General features: G+C 73.0%; 17 protein-coding genes. 5 read left to right on the forward strand and 12 right to left on the reverse strand.

Annotated features, from left to right (window positions below; all coding sequences use genetic code 11):
- Window positions 1–139 precede the first annotated feature (139 nt).
- The 3 genes from ACFWEE_RS23485 to afsQ1 are packed head-to-tail and all read right to left on the reverse strand — an operon-like array spanning window position 140 to window position 3011.
- A complete protein-coding gene (locus tag ACFWEE_RS23485) occupies window positions 140–808 on the reverse strand; it encodes a hypothetical protein (protein ID WP_386891837.1) in 669 nt (222 codons plus the stop codon).
- Window positions 805–2337, reverse strand: coding sequence for an ATP-binding protein (locus ACFWEE_RS23490; RefSeq protein WP_386891839.1), 1533 nt, complete (start codon window positions 2335–2337; stop codon window positions 805–807). The genes ACFWEE_RS23485 and ACFWEE_RS23490 overlap by 4 nt, the downstream gene beginning before the upstream one ends.
- On the reverse strand, window positions 2334–3011 hold the full coding sequence (afsQ1, locus tag ACFWEE_RS23495) for a two-component system response regulator AfsQ1 (RefSeq protein WP_266708396.1): 678 nt from the start codon (window positions 3009–3011) through the stop codon (window positions 2334–2336). The genes ACFWEE_RS23490 and afsQ1 overlap by 4 nt, the downstream gene beginning before the upstream one ends.
- 201 nt (window positions 3012–3212) lie before the next feature.
- Here afsQ1 and ACFWEE_RS23500 point away from each other — a divergent pair, with 201 nt between their 5' ends.
- Window positions 3213–4001 carry a SigE family RNA polymerase sigma factor gene (locus ACFWEE_RS23500; protein ID WP_386891841.1) on the forward strand — a complete coding sequence of 263 codons (789 nt, stop codon included), beginning with the start codon at window positions 3213–3215 and terminating at the stop codon, window positions 3999–4001.
- 186 nt (window positions 4002–4187) lie between these two features.
- Here ACFWEE_RS23500 and ACFWEE_RS23505 read toward each other — a convergent pair whose 3' ends face one another.
- Window positions 4188–4829, reverse strand: coding sequence for a uridine kinase (locus ACFWEE_RS23505; RefSeq protein ID WP_386891843.1), 642 nt, complete (start codon window positions 4827–4829; stop codon window positions 4188–4190).
- Between the two features lie 127 nt (window positions 4830–4956).
- Between ACFWEE_RS23505 and ACFWEE_RS23510 the strand changes: the two genes are divergently transcribed.
- Window positions 4957–5373 (forward strand): hypothetical protein, encoded by a 417-nt coding sequence (locus ACFWEE_RS23510; protein ID WP_386891845.1) that lies wholly within the window; start codon window positions 4957–4959, stop codon window positions 5371–5373.
- 91 nt (window positions 5374–5464) lie between these two features.
- Here the strand turns inward: ACFWEE_RS23510 and ACFWEE_RS23515 are convergent, their stop codons facing one another.
- The 3 genes from ACFWEE_RS23515 to deoC are packed head-to-tail and all read right to left on the reverse strand — an operon-like array spanning window position 5465 to window position 8779.
- Window positions 5465–6397 (reverse strand): aldehyde dehydrogenase family protein, encoded by a 933-nt coding sequence (locus ACFWEE_RS23515; RefSeq protein WP_386891847.1) that lies wholly within the window; start codon window positions 6395–6397, stop codon window positions 5465–5467.
- Entirely contained in the window at window positions 6390–7826 is a 1437-nt protein-coding gene (locus ACFWEE_RS23520; RefSeq protein ID WP_386891848.1) for an aldehyde dehydrogenase family protein, read from the reverse strand. The genes ACFWEE_RS23515 and ACFWEE_RS23520 overlap by 8 nt, the downstream gene beginning before the upstream one ends.
- Window positions 7827–7831: 5 nt before the next feature.
- On the reverse strand, window positions 7832–8779 hold the full coding sequence (gene deoC, locus ACFWEE_RS23525) for a deoxyribose-phosphate aldolase (RefSeq protein ID WP_386891910.1): 948 nt from the start codon (window positions 8777–8779) through the stop codon (window positions 7832–7834).
- 186 nt (window positions 8780–8965) lie between these two features.
- Between deoC and ACFWEE_RS23530 the strand changes: the two genes are divergently transcribed.
- Complete coding sequence (locus tag ACFWEE_RS23530) at window positions 8966–9586, forward strand: PH domain-containing protein (RefSeq protein ID WP_386891850.1); 621 nt, start codon at window positions 8966–8968, stop codon at window positions 9584–9586.
- A 96-nt stretch (window positions 9587–9682) separates the two neighbouring features.
- On the opposite strand, the gene ACFWEE_RS23535 is transcribed toward ACFWEE_RS23530, so the two are convergent.
- The 3 genes from ACFWEE_RS23535 to ACFWEE_RS23545 form a co-directional block, all read right to left on the reverse strand.
- Complete coding sequence (locus tag ACFWEE_RS23535; RefSeq protein WP_386891851.1) at window positions 9683–11335, reverse strand: phospho-sugar mutase; 1653 nt, start codon at window positions 11333–11335, stop codon at window positions 9683–9685.
- Between the two features lie 161 nt (window positions 11336–11496).
- Window positions 11497–12321 carry a purine-nucleoside phosphorylase gene (locus tag ACFWEE_RS23540; RefSeq protein WP_386891852.1) on the reverse strand — a complete coding sequence of 275 codons (825 nt, stop codon included), beginning with the start codon at window positions 12319–12321 and terminating at the stop codon, window positions 11497–11499.
- A gap of 230 nt (window positions 12322–12551) precedes the next feature.
- Complete coding sequence (locus ACFWEE_RS23545) at window positions 12552–12989, reverse strand: gamma-glutamylcyclotransferase (RefSeq protein ID WP_386891853.1); 438 nt, start codon at window positions 12987–12989, stop codon at window positions 12552–12554.
- Between the two features lie 297 nt (window positions 12990–13286).
- Between ACFWEE_RS23545 and ACFWEE_RS23550 the strand changes: the two genes are divergently transcribed.
- The gene (locus tag ACFWEE_RS23550; protein ID WP_386891854.1) at window positions 13287–14726 is read left to right on the forward strand and encodes an NAD(P)H-quinone dehydrogenase; all 1440 of its coding nucleotides are present in this window, start codon (window positions 13287–13289) and stop codon (window positions 14724–14726) included.
- A 261-nt stretch (window positions 14727–14987) separates the two neighbouring features.
- Complete coding sequence (locus ACFWEE_RS23555) at window positions 14988–15959, forward strand: DeoR/GlpR family DNA-binding transcription regulator (RefSeq protein ID WP_386891856.1); 972 nt, start codon at window positions 14988–14990, stop codon at window positions 15957–15959.
- 48 nt (window positions 15960–16007) lie between these two features.
- On the opposite strand, the gene ACFWEE_RS23560 is transcribed toward ACFWEE_RS23555, so the two are convergent.
- Window positions 16008–16565 (reverse strand): TetR/AcrR family transcriptional regulator, encoded by a 558-nt coding sequence (locus tag ACFWEE_RS23560; protein WP_386891911.1) that lies wholly within the window; start codon window positions 16563–16565, stop codon window positions 16008–16010.
- A gap of 247 nt (window positions 16566–16812) precedes the next feature.
- Window positions 16813–18564, reverse strand: a complete 1752-nt coding sequence (locus ACFWEE_RS23565) for an acetyl/propionyl/methylcrotonyl-CoA carboxylase subunit alpha (RefSeq protein WP_386891858.1) — start codon at window positions 18562–18564, stop codon at window positions 16813–16815.
- Window positions 18565–18771: the final 207 nt, after the last annotated feature.

An 18771-nucleotide genomic window follows, 5' to 3' on the forward strand; every position in this document is an offset into this window, starting at 1 on the left:
CGGCTGGAAGTGGCGCAGACCACGGGACGCGCGCCCCCGCCGCGCCCCAACCGCCACACGGCCACCGGCAGCACCGGCACCCTCACGGGCGCACCGGTGCGCCCGGCGCGCTCGGCCGGCTGGGCGGACCCCGTCGCGCTCAGCGGGGCGACGGGGACGGCGTGCTGACGGTCGGTACGTTCTGCGGCCGGGCCTTCGTCTCCGTCGTGCAGAGGTAGCCCCGGGGCGCGTAGTCGTCGCTCGGCCCGCCCAGCAGCACCGCGTCGCCGGTGACGAGCGCGCGCTCCTCGGCGAACGTGCAGACCACCTGGGCCAGCGCCTCCGAGGACAGGTCCTCGGGCTGGGCGCTCAGCCGCAGGGCGCCCGCCGGATCGTCCGCGGTGCCCTCCCCGACGCTCAGGTCCGAGGGGACCGCCGTGGTGAAACCGGCCCGTCGCTCGGCGGCGAGCGGCGCCTGCCGGATCTGCGCCAGCAGCGCCCGCGCCAGGTCCAGGCGGCTGTCGCCCCGGCCGGTCTCCGCGAGCGTCCGGTCCGCCGTCACCAGCTCCGACGCGCAGACCAGATACACCCGCACCCGCTCGTCCCCCTCGCGCGCCCCGGAGTCCGTACCGCTGGTGCGGCACGGCACCCGGGAGGGCGCGGCCCCCGCGTCGACCGGCACCGAGGTGGACCGGATGCCGCATCCGGCGGCCAGCGCGGCGGCGGCCACGGCGAGGACCACCGCGGTGAGCGGACGCCGTACGCCCGCCGGGTTCCGCCGTCCGTCCGCCGGGATCCGGTGCCCGTCCGCCGGGCCGCGCCGCCTCACGACTCCCCGCCGTCCGCGCCGTCGCCGGCGCCGTTCGCGTCGTCCTTGGTGGCCTCGTCCTCGGCGTGGGGGAGTCGCAGGACGAACACCGCCCCGTCGCCGTCCGGGGAGTTGGCCGCCGAGATGGTGCCGCCGTGGATCAGCGCGTTCTCCATGGCGATCGACAGCCCGAGCCCGCTGCCCTCGGAGCGCGGGCGGGACGCGCTCGCCTTGTAGAACCGGTCGAAGACGTGCGGCAGCACGTCCTCGGGAATCCCCGGCCCGTGGTCACGTACCTCGATGACCAGTTCCCCGCCCTCGGTGCGCACGCCTACCCGCACGGGTGAACCGCCGTGCTTCAGCGCGTTGCCGATCAGATTCGCCAGGATCACGTCGAGCCGCCGCGGGTCGAGCCGGACCATCATGCCGCGCTCCGCGTCGAGTTCCACCGCGTCCAGCCAGGCCCGGGCGTCGATGCAGGCGGTGACCTGGTCGGCGACGTCCACCGTGTCCAGGACCAGCCGGGCCGTGCCCGCGTCGAAGCGGGTGACCTCCATGAGGTTCTCCACCAGGTCGTTGAGCCGCCGGGTCTCGCTCACCACCAGATGCACGGCGGGCGCGATCATCGGGTCGAGGCTGTCGGCCTCGTCCTCCAGCACCTCGGCCACCGCGGTGATCGCGGTGAGCGGGGTGCGCAGCTCGTGCGACATGTCGGCGACGAACCGGCGGCTGGACTCCTCCCGCGCGCTCATGTCCGCGACCTTCTTCTCCAGCGAACCCGCCGCCCGGTTGAACGTGCGGGAGAGCTCGGCGAGTTCGTCCGTACCGGAGACCACCAGGCGGGTGTCGAGCTTCCCCTCGCCCAGCTTGCGCGCCGCCTCGCCGAGCCGCTGCACCGGCCGCAGCACGGTCGTCGCCGCCGCCTGCGCGAGCAGCGCCGCGCCGACCAGCGCCAGCGTGGTGGCGATCCCCAGCGACCAGGCCAGCGAGTTGAGGTCCTGGCGCTCCTGGTCGAGCGACTTCAGCATGTACCCCGTCGGTCCGCCGCCGATGATCCGCGTCCCGGCCACCAGGTACGGGGTGCCGTCGATGCTCGTACGCTGCCAGAACAGGTGGTACTCGTACGTGTTGCCCGAGGTCAGCCGCTGCTGGGCGGAGACCTGGCGCTCCAGCGAGGCCGGCACGTCCACCTTGGTGAAGGAGTCCAGGTCGGAGTAGCCGACGATCGGCTTCCCGCCGTCCCGCTCGTCCTCCAGCAGCACCGCGTACCCCGGCCCGCTGTCCGCCATCTGCACGGCGGCGGACTGGAGATCGTCCTTGGTCGGCTGCAACGGCAGCGCCGCCGCCCGGTTCTGCATCTGCCGCCGGAAGTCCCCGAGCGCCGCGTCCTGCGTACGCGTCAGCACCGCCTCGCGGTTGAGCCAGTACGCGATCCCCGACGCGGACACCGCCGCCACCAGGGCCACCAGGCCGAACACCACGACCAGCCGTAGCCGCAGGCTGCTCCAGCGGAGTCCCGCACGGACCCCGCGCCCGGCACGTCCACTCACTGAGGCGAGTCCAGCCGGTAGCCCACCCCGCGCACCGTACGGATCAGCGTCGGCGAGGACGGCACGTCCTCCACCTTCGCGCGCAGCCGCTGCACGCACGCGTCCACGAGCCGCGAGTCGCCGAGGTAGTCGTGCTCCCACACCAGCCGCAGCAACTGCTGCCGGGACAGGGCCTGTCCGGGTCTGCGGCTCAGCTCCAGGAGCAGCCGCAGCTCGGTCGGGGTCAGCTGGAGATCAGCCCCGTCCTTGGTGACCGTCATCGCGGAACGGTCGATGACCACGTTCCCGAAGGTCGCCGAGTCGGTCGACTCCCGCTCCCCGCGCCGGAGTACGGCACGGATGCGCGCGTCCAGCACCCGGCCCTGCACGGGCTTCACCACGTAGTCGTCGGCCCCCGACTCCAGGCCCACCACGACGTCGATGTCGTCGCTGCGCGCCGTCAGCAGGATGATCGGCAACTGGTCGGTGCGGCGGATGCGGCGGCAGACCTCGAAACCGTCGATCCCGGGCAGCATCACGTCCAGCACGACCAGGTCGGGCCGCTGCTCCCGCAGGAGGTTCAGGCCGTCCTCGCCCGTCGCCGCGGTGGCCACTCGGTGGCCCTGGCGTGACAGCGAGAGTTCGAGGGCCGTGCGGATGGCGTCGTCGTCCTCGATCAGCAACAGGAAAGGCACGCGGGCCATTCTGTCCCATGGTGGCGCCCCAGTTCGACCGCCGGGGGTCACTTCCTGTGCGTGAGCGGCCCCAGTTGTGACGGTTACGACCCCACGAGGCCTGTGACAGCTCTGTGACAGTCGGCGGACAGTGCCATGAAACTGCCCGGCCAGACTCAAGGGCACACGGTTCGAACGGACTCCACGACGGGGAGGCGCACGATGAACGCACTGCGACTGCAACGCAACGGCTCAAGCGCGGTTGTCACGCGTCTCCACGACGTCGGCCGGGGTCCGGAGAAGTCCGGTGCGGTGAACGGACGGGGGTGCGTTCGCGGCACCGGGCGCCAGCACCCGGCTCCGACGCCGGTCACCGACGTCACGGGGGACGGACCGGGCACGTACGGGGGAACGTACGGGGGACACGGGGGAAGCGCGTACGGGGAGGGCATCACGGGGGAGCGGACGCCTCAGGCGCCGGTCGAGGACGCCGAAGCGGCGTTCACGGCCTACGTCCAGGAGCGCCGCGCCTCCCTGTACGCGACCGCCTACCACCTGACCGGCGACCGGTTCGAGGCCGAGGACCTGCTGCAGAGCGCCCTCTTCTCGACCTACCGGGCGTGGGACAGGATCAGCGACAAGGCGGCCGTCGGCGGCTACCTGCGCCGCACCATGACCAACCTGCACATCAGCGCCTGGCGCCGCCGCAAGCTCAACGAGTACCCGACCGAGGAACTGCCGGAGACGGTCGGCGACTCGGACGCGATGCGCGGCACGGAGCTGCGCGCGGTGCTCTGGCAGGCGCTCGCCCGGCTGCCCGAACTCCAGCGCACCATGCTGGTCCTGCGCTACTACGAGGGGCGCACCGACCCGGAGATCGCGGCCATCCTCGACATCAGTGTCGGCACGGTGAAGTCCAGCATCTGGCGGTCGCTCCGCCGGCTGCGTGAGGACGAGGTCCTCAGCTTCGGACGTGACGAGAAGGAATCCTTCGGCGAGCTGGTGGCCTGAGGCTACGGGGGAAACAACGGGGGACCCACGGGGGAAACGGGGGGACCACGGGGGAACGACGGAGCTCGCCGCTCCGGGGGGAAACGGCGAGCGACGGGGGAACGGCGGGGTCGTACGGGCTGGGGGGCCCGGTACGGCCCCGTCCGTCGTTCCCGCTCCCGGACGGCGCCACGTTCGACACACGACCTAAGCCGCGCCGCTCCCCGCCGGGGTGCGGCGGCAGCGGCCCGCGGCGGCGGCGGCCAGGCGGCCGAGCGCCTCCTCCTTGCCGCACGGGTGCGCGCCGAGGGCGGCCTGACGGGCCACGATCCCGCGCTCCGCGCGCATCAGCCGCCAGCCGCGCCGCAGCAGGAACGGCACCGACTTGCGGCCCTCGCGCAGATCCCGCATCAGCCGCCGCCGGAACGTGGTCGACGGGCGCCCGCGCAGGCAGATCGCGTCGGCGAGCAGTCCCAGCTCCTGGCAGCGCGCGACGATGTCCGCCGCGAAGATCCCCTCGGCCACGAAGAGCGGCGAGCGGTCGATGTGCAGCACCTCGGTGCCGGTGCGGGAGCTGGTGGCGAGGTCGTACACCGGGACGTGGGTGCTGCCGGAGCGGCAGAGGTCGGCGACGGCGGCCACGGCGGCGTCGGCGTCCCAGGACTCCGGGGAGTCCCAGTCGATGTCCGTGCTGCCGGTGACCTGGGGGAGGGTCGGGTCGTTGCCCTCCTTGTAGAAGTCGTCCAGCCGCAGCATCGGAAGACCGGTGCGGGCGGCGAGGGAGGACTTCCCGGAGCCGGAGGGTCCTGTCAGCAGGACGACGCGCGTCGGGATCGGTTGGGAACTCACAGAACAAAAGTGTGAGGCATGACCCGAGCAGGGGACCCCTCGGAAGTCCTGTTGGTATCGAGCATCACATCTCCACTACTCTGCGCGCACGTACGACTACCGGAACGAAGTCGATCAGGTGGGAAAAATGGCACGTCATGCACGAACCAAGCCCTCGCGGCACGTCCTGCTGCGCGCCGGGCTGACCGTCACCGCACTGGGCGCCGCCCTCGGCGCGGGCGCCGCGTCCGCGCAGGCGGCCACGCCCGAGGCGGTGACCGAGGCGAGCGACAGCACGCAGGCGGCCGTGTCGGCGGTGACGGACGCCGCCCTGCCCGCGGTGACCGGCGCCCTGTCGAACAGCCTCGCCCCCGTCACCGCGCTCCAGCTCGACCCGCTGGCCAAGACCGGGTCCGATCCGCTGGACAACGCCGTCGGCACGCAGGTCGCCGACTTCAAGCCGGTCTCCACCGCCCTGGTCACCGACCACCTCACCCAGGGCGGCGCGCTCCGCGACCTGCCCGTGGTGGGTCAGGTCACCGGGCTGATCACCGGGGGACGTTGACCGGCTGACGCACCGGCGGGGCCGGCCCTCCCGTCGCGGGAGGACCGGCCCCGCCGTGTGCGTACGCCCCGCCGACCGCGGTGCGCGACCGTCAGTAGGACGACCCGGAGACGCCCAGCGCGCCCGTGGGGTGCCAGACCGTCTTGGTCTCCAGGAAGGCCGTCAGGCGGTACGTGCCCGGGTCGGCGGTCCAGTCGGGTCCCGCGTCGCCGTCCACAGGCTGTGGACGCAGTACGCGCTTCAGGTTGTCGGCCGCCGCGATCTCCAGCTCCTTCGCCAGTGCGGCGTCCGCGCCGGTCAGGTCGATGGCGTTGACGTCCTGGTGCGCCGCGAGCGGGGCCGCCAGTTCGGCGGTCGCGCCGGAGAGCACGTTCACCACGCCGCCCGGCAGGTCCGAGGTGGCCAGCACCTCGCCCAGCGAGAGCGCGGGCAGCGGGGCCTCCGCGGAGGCGACCACCACGGCCGTGTTGCCCGTCGCGATCACCGGGGCGATCACCGAGACCAGCCCGAGGAACGACGAGCGCTGCGGCGCCAGCACCGCGACCACACCGGTCGGCTCCGGCGTCGACAGGTTGAAGAAGGGCCCGGCGACCGGGTTGGCCCCGCCCACGACCTGGCCGATCTTGTCCGTCCACCCCGCGTACCAGACCCAGCGGTCCACCGCGGCGTCCACCACGGCCGCGGCCTTGGACTTCGACAGCCCCTCCGCGTCCGCGACCTCGCGGACGAACTGCTCCCGGCGGCCCTCCAGCATCTCGGCGACGCGGTAGAGGACCTGGCCCCGGTTGTACGCGGTCGCGCCGGACCAGCCGCCGAAGGCCTTGCGGGCGGCGACGACCGCGTCCCGCGCGTCCTTGCGGGACGACTGGGGAGCGTTCGCCAGCCACGTGCCCTTGGAGTCGGTCACCTCGTACACCCGGCCGCTCTCGGAACGGGGGAACTTGCCCCCGACGTACAGCTTGTAGGTCTTGAAGACGCTGAGGCGCCGCGACGCGGAGCCGTTGGTCGATCCGTGCTCAGACATCGAGGTACGCCTCCAGGCCGTGACGGCCGCCCTCGCGGCCGTAGCCCGACTCCTTGTACCCGCCGAACGGCGAGGTGGGGTCGAACTTGTTGAACGTGTTGGCCCAGACGACGCCCGCCCGGAGCTTGTTGGCCACCGCGAGGATGCGGGAGCCCTTCTCCGTCCAGATGCCCGCCGACAGGCCGTACTGGGTGTTGTTGGCCTTCGCGACGGCCTCGTCCGGGGTGCGGAAGGTCAGCACCGAGAGCACCGGGCCGAAGATCTCGTCCCGGGCGACCGTGTGGGCCTGGGTGACCCCGGTGAAGAGCGTCGGGGCGAACCAGTAGCCGGAGGAGGGCAGTTCGCACGGCGCGGACCAGCGCTCGGCGCCTTCCGCCTCGCCCGTCTCCGTCAGCGCGGTGATCCGGGCGAGCTGCTCGGCGGAGTTGATCGCGCCGATGTCGGTGTTCTTGTCCAGCGGGTCGCCGAGGCGCAGCGTGGACAGCCGGCGCTTCAGCGCTTCCAGCACCTCGTCGTGCACCGACTCCTGCACCAGCAGGCGGGAGCCCGCGCAGCAGACCTGGCCCTGGTTGAAGAAGATGCCGGTGACGATCCCCTCGACCGCCTGGTCGACCGGGGCGTCGTCGAAGACGATGTTGGCGCCCTTGCCGCCCAGCTCCAGGGTGACCTTCTTCTCCGTCCCCGCGACCTGCCGGGCGATGGCCTTGCCCACGGCGGTCGAGCCGGTGAAGGCGACCTTGTCGACGTCCGGGTGCGCGACCAGGGCCGCGCCCGCGTCGCCGTACCCCGTCAGGATGTTGACGACGCCCTTCGGCAGACCCGCCTGGCGGCAGATGTCCGCGAAGAACAGGGCGGAGAGCGGGGTCGTCTCGGCGGGCTTGAGGACCACCGTGTTGCCGGCCGCGAGCGCCGGGGCGATCTTCCACGCCAGCATCAGCAGCGGGAAGTTCCACGGGATGACCTGGCCGGCCACGCCCAGCGGGCGCGGGCCGGCGCCGAAACCGGCGTGGTCGAGCTTGTCGGCCCAGCCCGCGTAGTAGAAGAAGTGCGCCGCGACCAGCGGGAGGTCCGTGTCGCGGGTCTCCCGGATCGGCTTGCCGTTGTCCAGGGTCTCCAGGACCGCCAGCTCGCGGCTGCGCTCCTGGACGATCCGGGCGATCCGGAAGAGGTACTTGGCGCGCTCGGAGCCCGGCAGCGCCGACCACTTCTCGAACGCCTTCCGGGCTGCCCGGACCGCGCGGTCCACGTCCGCCTCGCCCGCGCGGGCGACCTCGGACAGGACCTCCTCGCTGCTCGGCGAGACGGTCTTGAAGACCTTGCCGTCGGCGGCCTCGGTGAACTCGCCGTCGATGAACAGGCCGTACGAGGGCGCGATGTCGACGACGGACCGCGACTCGGGGGCGGGCGCGTACTCGAATGCAGATGCCATGGGGATCAGTCCACCGTCACGTAATCGGGGCCGGAGTAACGGCCGGTGCTGAGCTTCTGGCGCTGCATCAGCAGGTCGTTCAGCAGGCCGGAGGCGCCGAACCGGAACCAGTGGTTGTCCAGCCAGTCCTCGCCCGCGGTCTCGTTGACCAGGACCAGGAACTTGACCGCGTCCTTGGTCGTACGGATGCCGCCCGCGGGCTTCACCCCGACCTGTACGCCGGTCTGGAGCCGGAAGTCGCGGACGGCCTCCAGCATCAGCAGGGTGTTCGCGGGGGTGGCGTTGGTCGCGACCTTGCCCGTCGACGTCTTGATGAAGTCGGCCCCGGCCAGCATCCCGAGCCAGGAGGCGCGGCGGATGTTGTCGTACGTGGAGAGCTCGCCGGTCTCGAAGATGACCTTGAGGCGGGCGCTGCCGCACTCGGCCTTCACGGCCGTGATCTCCTCGTACACCTTGAGGTAGTGGCCCGCCAGGAACGCGCCCCGGTCGATCACCATGTCGATCTCGTCGGCCCCGGCCGCCACCGCGTCGCGGACGTCCGCGAGCTTGACGTCGAGCGCCGCGCGGCCGGCCGGGAAGGCGGTCGCCACGGACGCCACCTTCACGTCGGAGCCGGCCAGCGCGGCGACGGCGGTCGCCGCCATGTCGGGGTAGACGCAGACCGCGGCGGTGCGCGGGGTCGTCCGGTCGGTCGGGTCGGGATGCAGGGCCTTCGCGCAGAGCGCCCGGACCTTGCCAGGGGTGTCCGCGCCTTCCAGCGTCGTCAGGTCGATCATCGAGATGGCGAGGTCGATGGCGTACGCCTTGGCCGTCGTCTTGATCGACCGGGTGGAGAGCGAGGCGGCGCGCGCTTCGAGGCCGACGGCGTCGACGCCGGGCAGCCCGTGCAGGAAGCGGCGCAGCGCACCGTCGGACGCGGTCGCGCCGGAGAATGCGGGTGCAGTGGTGGGCATGGTCACCAGGGGAGCATATCTACGCGCGTAGCAGCCTGTACAGGGGGGTACGGACCCTCACACGCCCCGCGCGGGCGCCCCGCACGCCGGGTACGCCCCGGCCGGGACACGCTTCAGTGCCGTGCGGCCGTGCGCCGCGACCCGGCCGCACGGCACCCGGCCCCGGGCGTCAGGCACAATCGGGCCATGACGAGCTCCACGCCCCCCGGCGAGCCCACCTACGCCGACCGGACCTACCGGTCCACCCCCGCGACGGTGGCCGGCGTACTGCTGCTCCTGCTCATCGCCTGGCTGCTGGGCGACGCGCTCATCTCCGGAGAGGGCCGCGCGCCCTGGCTGGCGCTCGCCGGAGCGGTGCTGGTGGCGCCGCTGGTCGTCGCCTTCACGCTCCGCCCCGCCGTCCGCGCCGGAGCCCGCCGCATCCTGATCCGCAACCCGTTCCGCACCATCGTGCTGCCGTGGTCACGGATGGCCGACGTCCGCGCCGCGTACTCCACCGAGCTGTTCACCACGGACGGGAAGAAGTACCAGGTGTGGGCGCTGCCCGTCTCGCTGCGCGACCGCAAGCGGGCGGTACGCCAGTCGTCCGCCGCCCGGCGCGAAGGCGCCGCCGCGGCGAAGCAGGTGCGCCCCGCGGTGGCCGACCAGGCGGTCGGGGATCTGCGCAAGCTCGCCGAGGAGGACGCCGCGACCCGGGGCGCCGCCGGTGCCCAGGAGGTGACCGCCTCGGTGCGCTGGGCGTGGGAGATCATCGGCCCCGCCGTCGCGGGCGGGATCGCGCTGGTGGTGCTGTTCGCCACGACGTGACGCGCGCGTCGCCCTCGGCCGCGTACGCGAGCGGGCCGGTGCCTCCCCCGGGGAGGTGCCGGCCCGCTCTTCGCGCGTGCGGCAGGGGGCGGCGGGTCAGATGCCGGCCGCGGCGGAGAGGTCCCGCCTGATCCCGGCCAGCAGCTCGGCGGCGCGCGCCCGCGCGGCCGGCAGTCCGTCCGCCGAGACGACCGGCACGACGACCTCCAGGTAGCACTTGAGCTTCGGCTCGGTCCCGCTCGGGCGGACGATCACGCGGGCACCGTCCAGCCGGTAGCGCAGCCCGTCCGTGGGGGGCAGTTCCGCGGAGCCCTTCGACAGGTCCTCGGCCGAGGTGACCGCGAGCCCCGCCAGCGCGGTCGGCGGCTGCTCGCGGAGCCGGTGCATGGCGTCGGCGATGACCGAGAGGTCCTCCACCCGGACCGACAGCTGGTCGGTCGCGTGCAGCCCGTGCGCGAGAGCCAGGTCGTCCAGCAGGTCGAGCAGGGTCCGGCCGCGCTCCTTGAGCACCGAGGCCAGCTCGGTGACGAGCAGCGCCGCGGTGATGCCGTCCTTGTCCCGTACGCCGTCCGGGTCGACGCAGTAGCCGAGCGCCTCCTCGTAGCCGTACCGCAGACCGTCCACCCGGGCGATCCACTTGAAGCCGGTCAGCGTCTCCTCGTACCCGAGACCGGCCCGTTCGGCGATCCGGCCGAGGAGCGAGGAGGAGACGATCGAGGCGGCGAGGACGCCCTCGGCGCCCCGGTCCACCAGGTGCGCGGCGAGGAGCGCGCCGACCTCGTCGCCGCGCAGCATCCGCCAGCCGCCCTCGGCCGCCGGGTCCGGGACGGCGACGGCGCAGCGGTCCGCGTCCGGGTCGTTGGCGATGATCAGATCGGGGTCCGCCCGGCGCGCGGTCGCGAAGGCGAGGTCCATCGCGCCCGGCTCCTCCGGGTTGGGGAACGCGACGGTGGGGAACGCCGGGTCGGGCTCGGCCTGCTCGGCGACGAGCACCGGCGCCGGGAACCCGGCCCGCTCGAACGCGGCGGTCAGCACCGAGGTGCCGACGCCGTGCATCGCGGTGTAAACGGTCCGGGCGGTGCGCGGGGAGCCGGCCAGGAGCACGGCGTCGGTACGGGCCAGGTAGGCGTCCAGGACCTCTTCGCCCAGGACCTGCCAGCCGTCCTCCGGCCGGTCCACCCCGGCGAGCGGGCCGACCGCGGCGATGGCGGCGGCGATCTCCGCGTCGGCCGGAGGCACGATCTGCGATCCGTCGCCGAGGTAGACCTTGTAGCCGTTGTCGCGCGGCGGGTTGTGGCTCGCGGTGACCTCTACACCCGCGACGGCGCCCAGATGCCGTATGGCGTACGCCAGCACGGGGGTGGGCAGCGGGCGCGGCAGGACGGCCGCGCGGAGCCCGGCGCCGGTCATCACGGCGGCGGTGTCCCGGGCGAAGTCCTCCGAGCGGTAGCGGGCGTCGTACCCGACCACGACGAGCCCACCGGTGTGGCCCTCGGCCTTGAGGTACGCGGCCAGCCCCGCGGCGGCGCGGATCACGACGGCGCGGTTCATCCGCGTCGGCCCGGCGCCCAGCTCCCCGCGCAGACCGGCGGTGCCGAACTGGAGGGTGCCGGCGAAGCGCGCGGCGAGTTCGGCGCGGGCCTCGGGGCCGTCCGTGGCGATCAGCCGCCCCAGCTCCTCCCGCGTTTCGGGGTCCGGGTCCTCGGCCTGCCAGGCCCTGGCCCGTTCGAGGAGGTCGTCGTGGTGCACGGGGTCCACCTTTCGGGGATGACGGGGGTGCCGGTGGTGCGGGGAGTGCCGGGCGAGCGGGGCGAGCGGGGCGTGCGGGGCGTGCGGGGCGTGCGGGGGGAGCGGGTGGTTGCCCGGTGGCGGCCCGGCCGGTCGTGCGGGGCCGCCACCGGACCGGCCGGTCAGATGCGGTCGAGCACGCGGGCCAGCAGGTCGCCCATGCGCGCGGCCGAGTCGCGGCCGGCCTGCAGGACCTCTTCGTGGTTGAGCGGTTCGCCGGACAGGCCCGCGGCGAGGTTGGTCACCAGCGAGATGCCGAGCACCTCCGCGCCGGCCTCGCGCGCGGCGATGGCCTCCAGCACGGTGGACATGCCGACCAGGTCGCCGCCCATCGCGCGGACCATGCCGATCTCGGCCGGGGTCTCGTAGTGCGGGCCGGGGAACTGCACGTACACGCCCTCTTCCAGCGAGGGGTCGATCTCCTGGCAGAGCGCCCGCAGCCGGGGGGAGTACAGGTCGGTCAGGTCGACGAAGTTGGCGCCGATGATCGGGGAGGTGGCCGTGAGGTTGATGTGGTCACCGATCAGCACCGGCTGCCCCGGGCGCATGCCCTCGCGCAGACCGCCGCAGCCGTTGGTCAGCACGACGGTCCGGCAGCCCGCGGCCACGGCCGTACGGACACCGTGGGCGACGGCGGCGACGCCGCGTCCCTCGTAGAAGTGGGTGCGGCCGAGGAAGACGAGCACGCGCTTCTCGCCGATGCGGTACGAGCGGACCGTGCCGCCGTGCCCCTCGACCGCGGGGGGCGGGAATCCGGGCAGGTGCGTCACCGGGAACTCGGCGTCGGGGGTACCGAGGGCATCGCCCGCGGGTCCCCAGCCGGACCCCATCACGAGGACCACGTCGTGGGTCTCGGCGCCGGTCAGCTCCCGCAGCCTGGCGGCGGCCTCCGCGGCCACCGCGTGCGGGTCGTCCTGGATGTCGTCCGGAATAACAGATGCGTTCACCGGACGAGGGTAACCGCTGAATCCCTACGCGCGTAGATGGACCGGCATGCCATCTGTCCGATCCTTTCGTATTTTCATACGACGAGGGGGTCGAGGCGGGGGCCGAGGAGGGGTCCGCGAGGGCGCTGACGAGGGGGGTCGGCGGGCCGGGAGACGGCAGCGCCCGTGGGGCGTACGGGGCCCCTGGGGCAGCTGTGGCCAGGGTGTGTCCAGGGAGACCCGCCCCCGGGTCAGCAGGGGCGCTTGCGCAGCTCCATCACGTAGTCGTGCGGGGCCCCGGCGGACTCCGCCGCGTCGGCCACCTCGCCGAGGTAGCGGGCGGAGGGCAGACCGCCCTCGTAGCCGTTGAGCACGTACATCCAGGCCGGCTCCTCGCCGTCCAGGGTGTGCACGCGCACCCGCATCCGCCGGTAGATGTCGAGGCCGACGCCCTCCCAGCGGTCCAGGGAGTCCTCGTCCATCGGCGCGATGTCGTACAGCGCGACGAACACCTGGGAGCGCGGCGCTTCGACGACCGTCGCCAGCGCCCCTTCCCAGCCCATCTGCTCCCCGCCGAAGGTCAGCCGCCAGCCGTTGAGCCAGCCCGTACCGCGCAGCGGGGAATGCGGTGCGCGGCGCGTCATCAGCCGCGCGTCGAGGTTGCCGGCGTACGCGGCGTAGAGCGACATGAGTCCGAGGGTACGGGAGATGCGGAGCGGCGCGCCGAACTCCTGGCAGGAACAGCCCGGGAGAGCGAACCTCCCACGGCCGCCCGGCGGCGTCCGGGCGCGCGATCCCGGCGTGGTCCGGACGAAGGGCCCGACCTGCGAGGACGGCTCCGGCGCCCGGATGGAGGGACCCGGGGCGAAGCAGTTTGGCGGGTGCGGGACAATGGAGTACGTACTGCATTCCCCCGGGGCGATCCCCCGGACCCCGGCCGGGACGGCAGACGGCCGCGGGATGACACCACGCGAGGCGGACATTTCGTGACCAGGATCGTGATCATCGGCGGCGGCCCCGGCGGCTACGAGGCGGCACTGGTCGGCACCCAGCTCGGGGCGGACGTCACCGTCGTCGACTGCGACGGCCTCGGTGGAGCGTCCGTGCTCACCGACTGCGTCCCCTCCAAGACCCTGATCGCCACCGCCGAGGTCATGACGACCTTCGACTCCTCCTACGAGGAGCTGGGCATCATCGTCGCCGACGACACCCCGGCCCTGGAGCAGGCCGCCCGGGTGGTCGGCGTCGACCTCGGCAAGGTCAACCGCCGTGTCAAGCGCCTCGCGCTCGCCCAGTCCCACGACATCACCGCCTCGGTCACCCGGTCCGGCGCCCGCGTGATGCGCGGCCGGGGCCGTCTGGAGGGCCTCCAGGCCGCCGACGGCTCCCGCCAGGTCGTGGTGACCGCCGCCGACGGCAGCGAGGAGCGCCTCACCGCCGACGCGGTGCTGATCGCCACCGGCGGCCACCCCCGCGAGATCCCGGACGCGCAGCCCGACGGCGAGCGCATCCTGAACTGGACCCAGGTCTACGACCTCGACGAGCTCCCCGAAGAGCTCATCGTGGTCGGTTCCGGTGTCACCGGCGCCGAGTTCGCCGGCGCCTACCAGGCGCTCGGTTCCCGGGTCACCCTCGTCTCCTCCCGCGACCGGGTGCTGCCGGGCGAGGACCCGGACGCCGCTGCCGTGCTGGAGGACGTGTTCCGCCGCCGCGGCATGAACGTCATGGCCCGCTCCCGCGCCCAGGCCGCCAAGCGCGTCGGCGACCGGGTCGAGGTCACGCTCGCGGACGGCCGGGTCATCTCCGGCACGCACTGCCTCATGGCGGTCGGCGCGATCCCGAACACCGAGGGCATGGGCCTGGAGGAAGCGGGCGTCCACCTCAAGGAGTCCGGCCACATCAAGACCGACAAGGTCTCCCGCACCAGCGCCCCCGGCGTCTACGCGGCCGGCGACGTCACGGGCGTCTTCGCGCTGGCCTCGGTCGCCGCGATGCAGGGCCGGATCGCGATGTACCACTTCCTGGGCGACGCGGTGGCCCCGCTGAACCTCAAGACCGTCTCCTCCAACGTCTTCACCGACCCGGAGATCGCGACCGTCGGCTACACCCAGGCCGACGTGGACGCCGGCAAGATCGAGGCCCGGGTCGTCAAGCTCCCGCTGCTGCGCAACCCGCGCGCCAAGATGCTCGGCATCCGCGACGGCTTCGTCAAGATCTTCTGCCGCCCCGGCACCGGCATCGTGGTCGGCGGCTGCGTCGTCGCGCCGCGCGCCAGCGAGCTGATTCATCCGATTTCGGTCGCGGTCGACAACAACTTGACGGTGGAACAGATCGCTAACGCGTTCACCGTGTACCCGTCCCTGTCGGGTTCGATCGCCGAGGTGGCGCGCCAGTTGCACACCCGGAAGCTCGACGGCGAGGCCTAGTCACCCCGCGCGACCGCCCCCGCGCGACGGCAACTGCCGTCGTGGCGGGGGTTGTTGGGATTCGGGCGGATCGCATCTGACCGCTCCCCGACCAGTTGTGTGCACGTTCCAGTCAATCCGGCGGCGACGGACGGCGACTCCGCAGGCAAGTCTGACAACATCGGGTTCGCGTATATCACTTGGTGGCGCACTCCGTTGCCAACTTCTGCAATTCGGCCCAATGCGCTGAAAACGCGCGCGGGTCAGGTTACTGTCAGTTCTGTGTTCGCTGCAGAACGTCGTCAATTGATCCTCGAAATGGTGCGCGCCAACGGGGCGGTATCGCTCCGTGAGCTCGCCCGCGTCGTCCAGACCTCCGAAGTGACCGTACGGCGGGACGTGCGGGCACTGGAGGCAGAAGGACTCCTCGACCGCCGGCACGGCGGTGCGGTCTTGCCGGGCGGTTTTACGCGGGAGTCCGGCTTTCCGCAGAAATCCCATCTCTCGTCCGCGGAGAAGACGGCCATCGCCGACGCGGCGGCGGCCCTGGTCGGTGAGGGCGAGGCCATCGTCGTCGGCGCCGGTACGACCACGCAGGAGCTGGCGCGCCGGCTCGCGCGGGTGCCCGGCCTCACCGTCGTCACCAACTCCCTGCTGGTCGCCCAGGCGCTGGCGCACGCCAACCGCGTGGAGGTCGTGATGACCGGCGGCACGCTGCGCGGGAGCAACTACGCCCTGGTGGGCAGCGGGGCCGAGCAGTCCGTCCAGGGGCTGCGGGTCTCCCGCGCCTTCCTCTCCGGGAGCGGGCTGACGGCCGAGCGCGGCCTCTCCACCTCCAACATGCTCTCGGCCAGCGTCGACCGGGCCCTGGTGCAGGCCGCCGCCGAGGTGGTCGTCCTCGCCGACCACACCAAGCTGGGCGCCGACACCATGTTCCAGACGGTACCCACGGAGCTGGTCACCCGGCTGGTCACCGACGAACCCCCGCTGCACGACGAGCGGGCCGCCGCCGAGATCCAGGCCCTGGCCGACCAGGGTGTGGAGATCACCCTCGCCGGTGGCGACACCGACTCCGGCAGCACCGGCATGGAGAGCGCCCCGCCGAACGGCAGACCCCGGCGCGACATGCCGCTGCCGGGCCAGCGCCGCACCCAGAACGGCGGCGGCCTGGGACAGCAACTGCGCGGCGCCGCGGTGCTCGCCGACCCCGGCCCCCCGGAGCGCGCCCGCGTCGCGGACCTGCGGCGGCGCTGAGGGCGGAGGGGGCCGGTACTCGGGCCCCCGGCGTCGTCCCTCGTCGTCTCAGGTCTCAGGCCTGCTCTTGAGCCCCTGGAGCGTCAGCAGGAGCAGCCGGTCGGCCAGCTCCGAATCCTCGGGGTGCTGCTCGGCGGCGAGCGCGATGGCGTTCGTCAGCCGCATCAGATCGTCGATCGACGCGTCCGCCCGCACGGCCCCGCTCTCCTGCGCCCGTGCCAGCAGCCGGGCCCCCGCCTCGCGCAGCGGTATGTGACAGGGGGCCAGGGCCGAGGTGTCGTCCCGCGAGGCGGAGAGCAGCGCACGGGCCAGCCCCCGGTACTCGCCCGCGTGCCGGACGATCGCGCCGAGCCACTCCACCAGGGCGTGGCAGGGCCGCTCGGCCCGTGCCAGGGCGTACGAGCGGTCGAGCAGGTCCGCCAGCGCGTCCTGGAAGACCGCGTTCATCAGCGCGGGCCGGGTGGGGAAGTGCCGGTACAGCGTGCCGATCCCCACGCCCGCGCGCCGGGCCAGGTCCTCCAACGAGGCGTCGGTGCCCTGTTCGGCGAAGAGGGTGCGGGCCTCGCCGACCAGCCGGTCGTGGTTGCGGCGGGCGTCGGCGCGCATCGGCCGTCCGGGCGCGGGCGAACAGGGACCGGCCTTGTCCGGGTCCGGATTCGGTGCCGTGCTCGGCGGCGTCACGCTGGCCATGGTGGGGTCGTCCTCCCGGGTCTTCTCGGCCTCCAGGATGCCACCGACCCCCGGACGCGGCGGGGCCGCGTCGCCCCGGAGCCGGTACGCACCGGGGCCCCGCCCGGTCCGCACGCGGTGGGCGTACGGACCGGACGGGGCCCCGGAGGGGAGCCCGACGGGCTCAGTCCTTGATCTCGCAGATCGCGGCGCCGGACGACAGCGAGCTGCCGACCTGGGCCGAGAGGCCCTTGATCGTGCCGGAGCGGTGCGCGTTGAGGGGCTGCTCCATCTTCATGGCCTCCAGGACGACGACGAGGTCGCCCTCCTTGACCTCCTGGCCCTCCTCCACGGCCACCTTGACGATGGTGCCCTGCATGGGGGAGGCGAGGGTGTCGCCCGAGGCGGCGGAGCCGGCCTTCTTCGCCGCGCGGCGCTTCGGCTTCGCACCGGCCGCCAGGCCCGTACGCGCCAGGCTCATGCCCAGCGACGAGGGGAGCGAGACCTCCAGGCGCCGGCCGCCGACCTCGACGACGACGATCTCCCGGTTGCCCTCGTCCTCGTCCGCCTCGGCGGGCGTGGTGAAGGGCTTGATCTCGTTGACGAACTCGGTCTCGATCCAGCGGGTGTGGATGCGGAACGGGTCCGAGGTGAACGCCGGGTCCACCACGACCGCGCGGTGGAACGGGATGGCGGTGGCCATGCCCTCGACGGTGAACTCGCCGAGCGCGCGGGCGGCGCGCTGGAGCGCCTGCTCACGGGTGGCGCCGGTGACGATCAGCTTCGCCAGGAGCGAGTCCCAGGCCGGGCCGATGACGCTGCCGGACTCGACACCCGCGTCGAGCCGGACACCGGGGCCGGTCGGGGCGTTGAAGGTGGTGACGGTGCCCGGGGCGGGCAGGAAACCCCGGCCCGGGTCCTCGCCGTTGATACGGAACTCGAAGGAGTGACCGCGTACGGCCGGGTCGCCGTATCCCAGCTCCTCGCCGTCGGCGATCCGGAACATCTCGCGGACCAGGTCGAGGCCGGTGACCTCCTCGGTGACCGGGTGCTCCACCTGGAGGCGGGTGTTGACCTCCAGGAAGGAGATCGTGCCGTCCGTGCCGACGAGGAATTCGACCGTGCCGGCGCCGACGTAGCCGGCCTCCTTCAGGATCGCCTTCGACGCCGCGTACAGCTGGGCGTTCTGCTCCTCGGTGAGGAAGGGGGCCGGGGCCTCCTCGACCAGCTTCTGGTGGCGGCGCTGGAGCGAGCAGTCGCGGGTGGAGACGACGACGACGTTGCCGTGCTGGTCGGCCAGGCACTGGGTCTCGACGTGGCGCGGCTTGTCGAGGTAGCGCTCGACGAAGCACTCGCCCCGGCCGAACGCCGCGACGGCCTCACGGACGGCGGAGTCGTACAGCTCCGGGACCTCTTCGAGGGTGCGGGCGACCTTCAGGCCGCGTCCGCCACCGCCGAAGGCGGCCTTGATGGCGATGGGCAGGCCGTGCTCCCGCGCGAACGCCACGACCTCCTCGGAACCGGAGACCGGGTCCGGGGTGCCCGCGACGAGCGGGGCACCGGCGCGCTGCGCGATGTGCCGGGCGGCGACCTTGTCGCCGAGGTCGCGGATCGCGTGCGGCGGCGGGCCGATCCAGGTCAGCCCGGCGTCCAGCACCGCCTGCGCGAACTCCGCGTTCTCGGACAGGAATCCGTACCCCGGGTGGATCGCGTCCGCGCCCGAGTCGGCGGCGGCGCGCAGCACCTTGGCGATGTCCAGGTAGCTGGCCGCCGGGGTGTCACCGCCCAGCGCGAACGCCTCGTCCGCCGCGCGGACGTGCAGAGCGTCCCGGTCCGGATCGGCGTACACGGCGACGCTGGCGATCCCGGCGTCCCGGCAGGCCCGAGCGACGCGGACTGCGATTTCGCCACGGTTGGCGATGAGCACCTTGCGCACGATGACTCCCTCCTAGGAACAAGCTGAGTTTAGGGACTACCAACACGGCCGTACGACTCGTCCCCAGTGGTGAGCTTGCCCACACGGAGTGTGATTTCGAGGTCTCCGGAGTCGCAAAATCCCTTGTCGGACCACGGTACGCCGCGATCCTTAACCGCACAGTAGCCACCCGGTGTGGTTCAGGTCTCTGTCTGTAGGCGCAACGAC

Source organism: Streptomyces sp. NPDC060184 (genome assembly GCF_042728795.1).
Taxonomy (GTDB): domain Bacteria; phylum Actinomycetota; class Actinomycetes; order Streptomycetales; family Streptomycetaceae; genus Streptomyces.

Bases quoted from the DNA above. Each gene is read 5' to 3' on its own strand.
- ACFWEE_RS23530 (WP_386891850.1), top strand. From the start codon at position 8,966: ATGACGAGCTCCACGCCCCCCGGCGAGCCCACCTACGCCGACCGGACC.
- ACFWEE_RS23515 (WP_386891847.1), bottom strand. From the start codon at position 6,397: ATGTCTGAGCACGGATCGACCAACGGCTCCGCGTCGCGGCGCCTCAGC.
- ACFWEE_RS23560 (WP_386891911.1), bottom strand. From the start codon at position 16,565: ATGCGCGCCGACGCCCGCCGCAACCACGACCGGCTGGTCGGCGAGGCC.
- ACFWEE_RS23500 (WP_386891841.1), top strand. From the start codon at position 3,213: ATGAACGCACTGCGACTGCAACGCAACGGCTCAAGCGCGGTTGTCACG.
- deoC (WP_386891910.1), bottom strand. From the start codon at position 8,779: ATGCCCACCACTGCACCCGCATTCTCCGGCGCGACCGCGTCCGACGGT.
- ACFWEE_RS23510 (WP_386891845.1), top strand. From the start codon at position 4,957: ATGGCACGTCATGCACGAACCAAGCCCTCGCGGCACGTCCTGCTGCGC.
- ACFWEE_RS23545 (WP_386891853.1), bottom strand. From the start codon at position 12,989: ATGTCGCTCTACGCCGCGTACGCCGGCAACCTCGACGCGCGGCTGATG.
- ACFWEE_RS23520 (WP_386891848.1), bottom strand. From the start codon at position 7,826: ATGGCATCTGCATTCGAGTACGCGCCCGCCCCCGAGTCGCGGTCCGTC.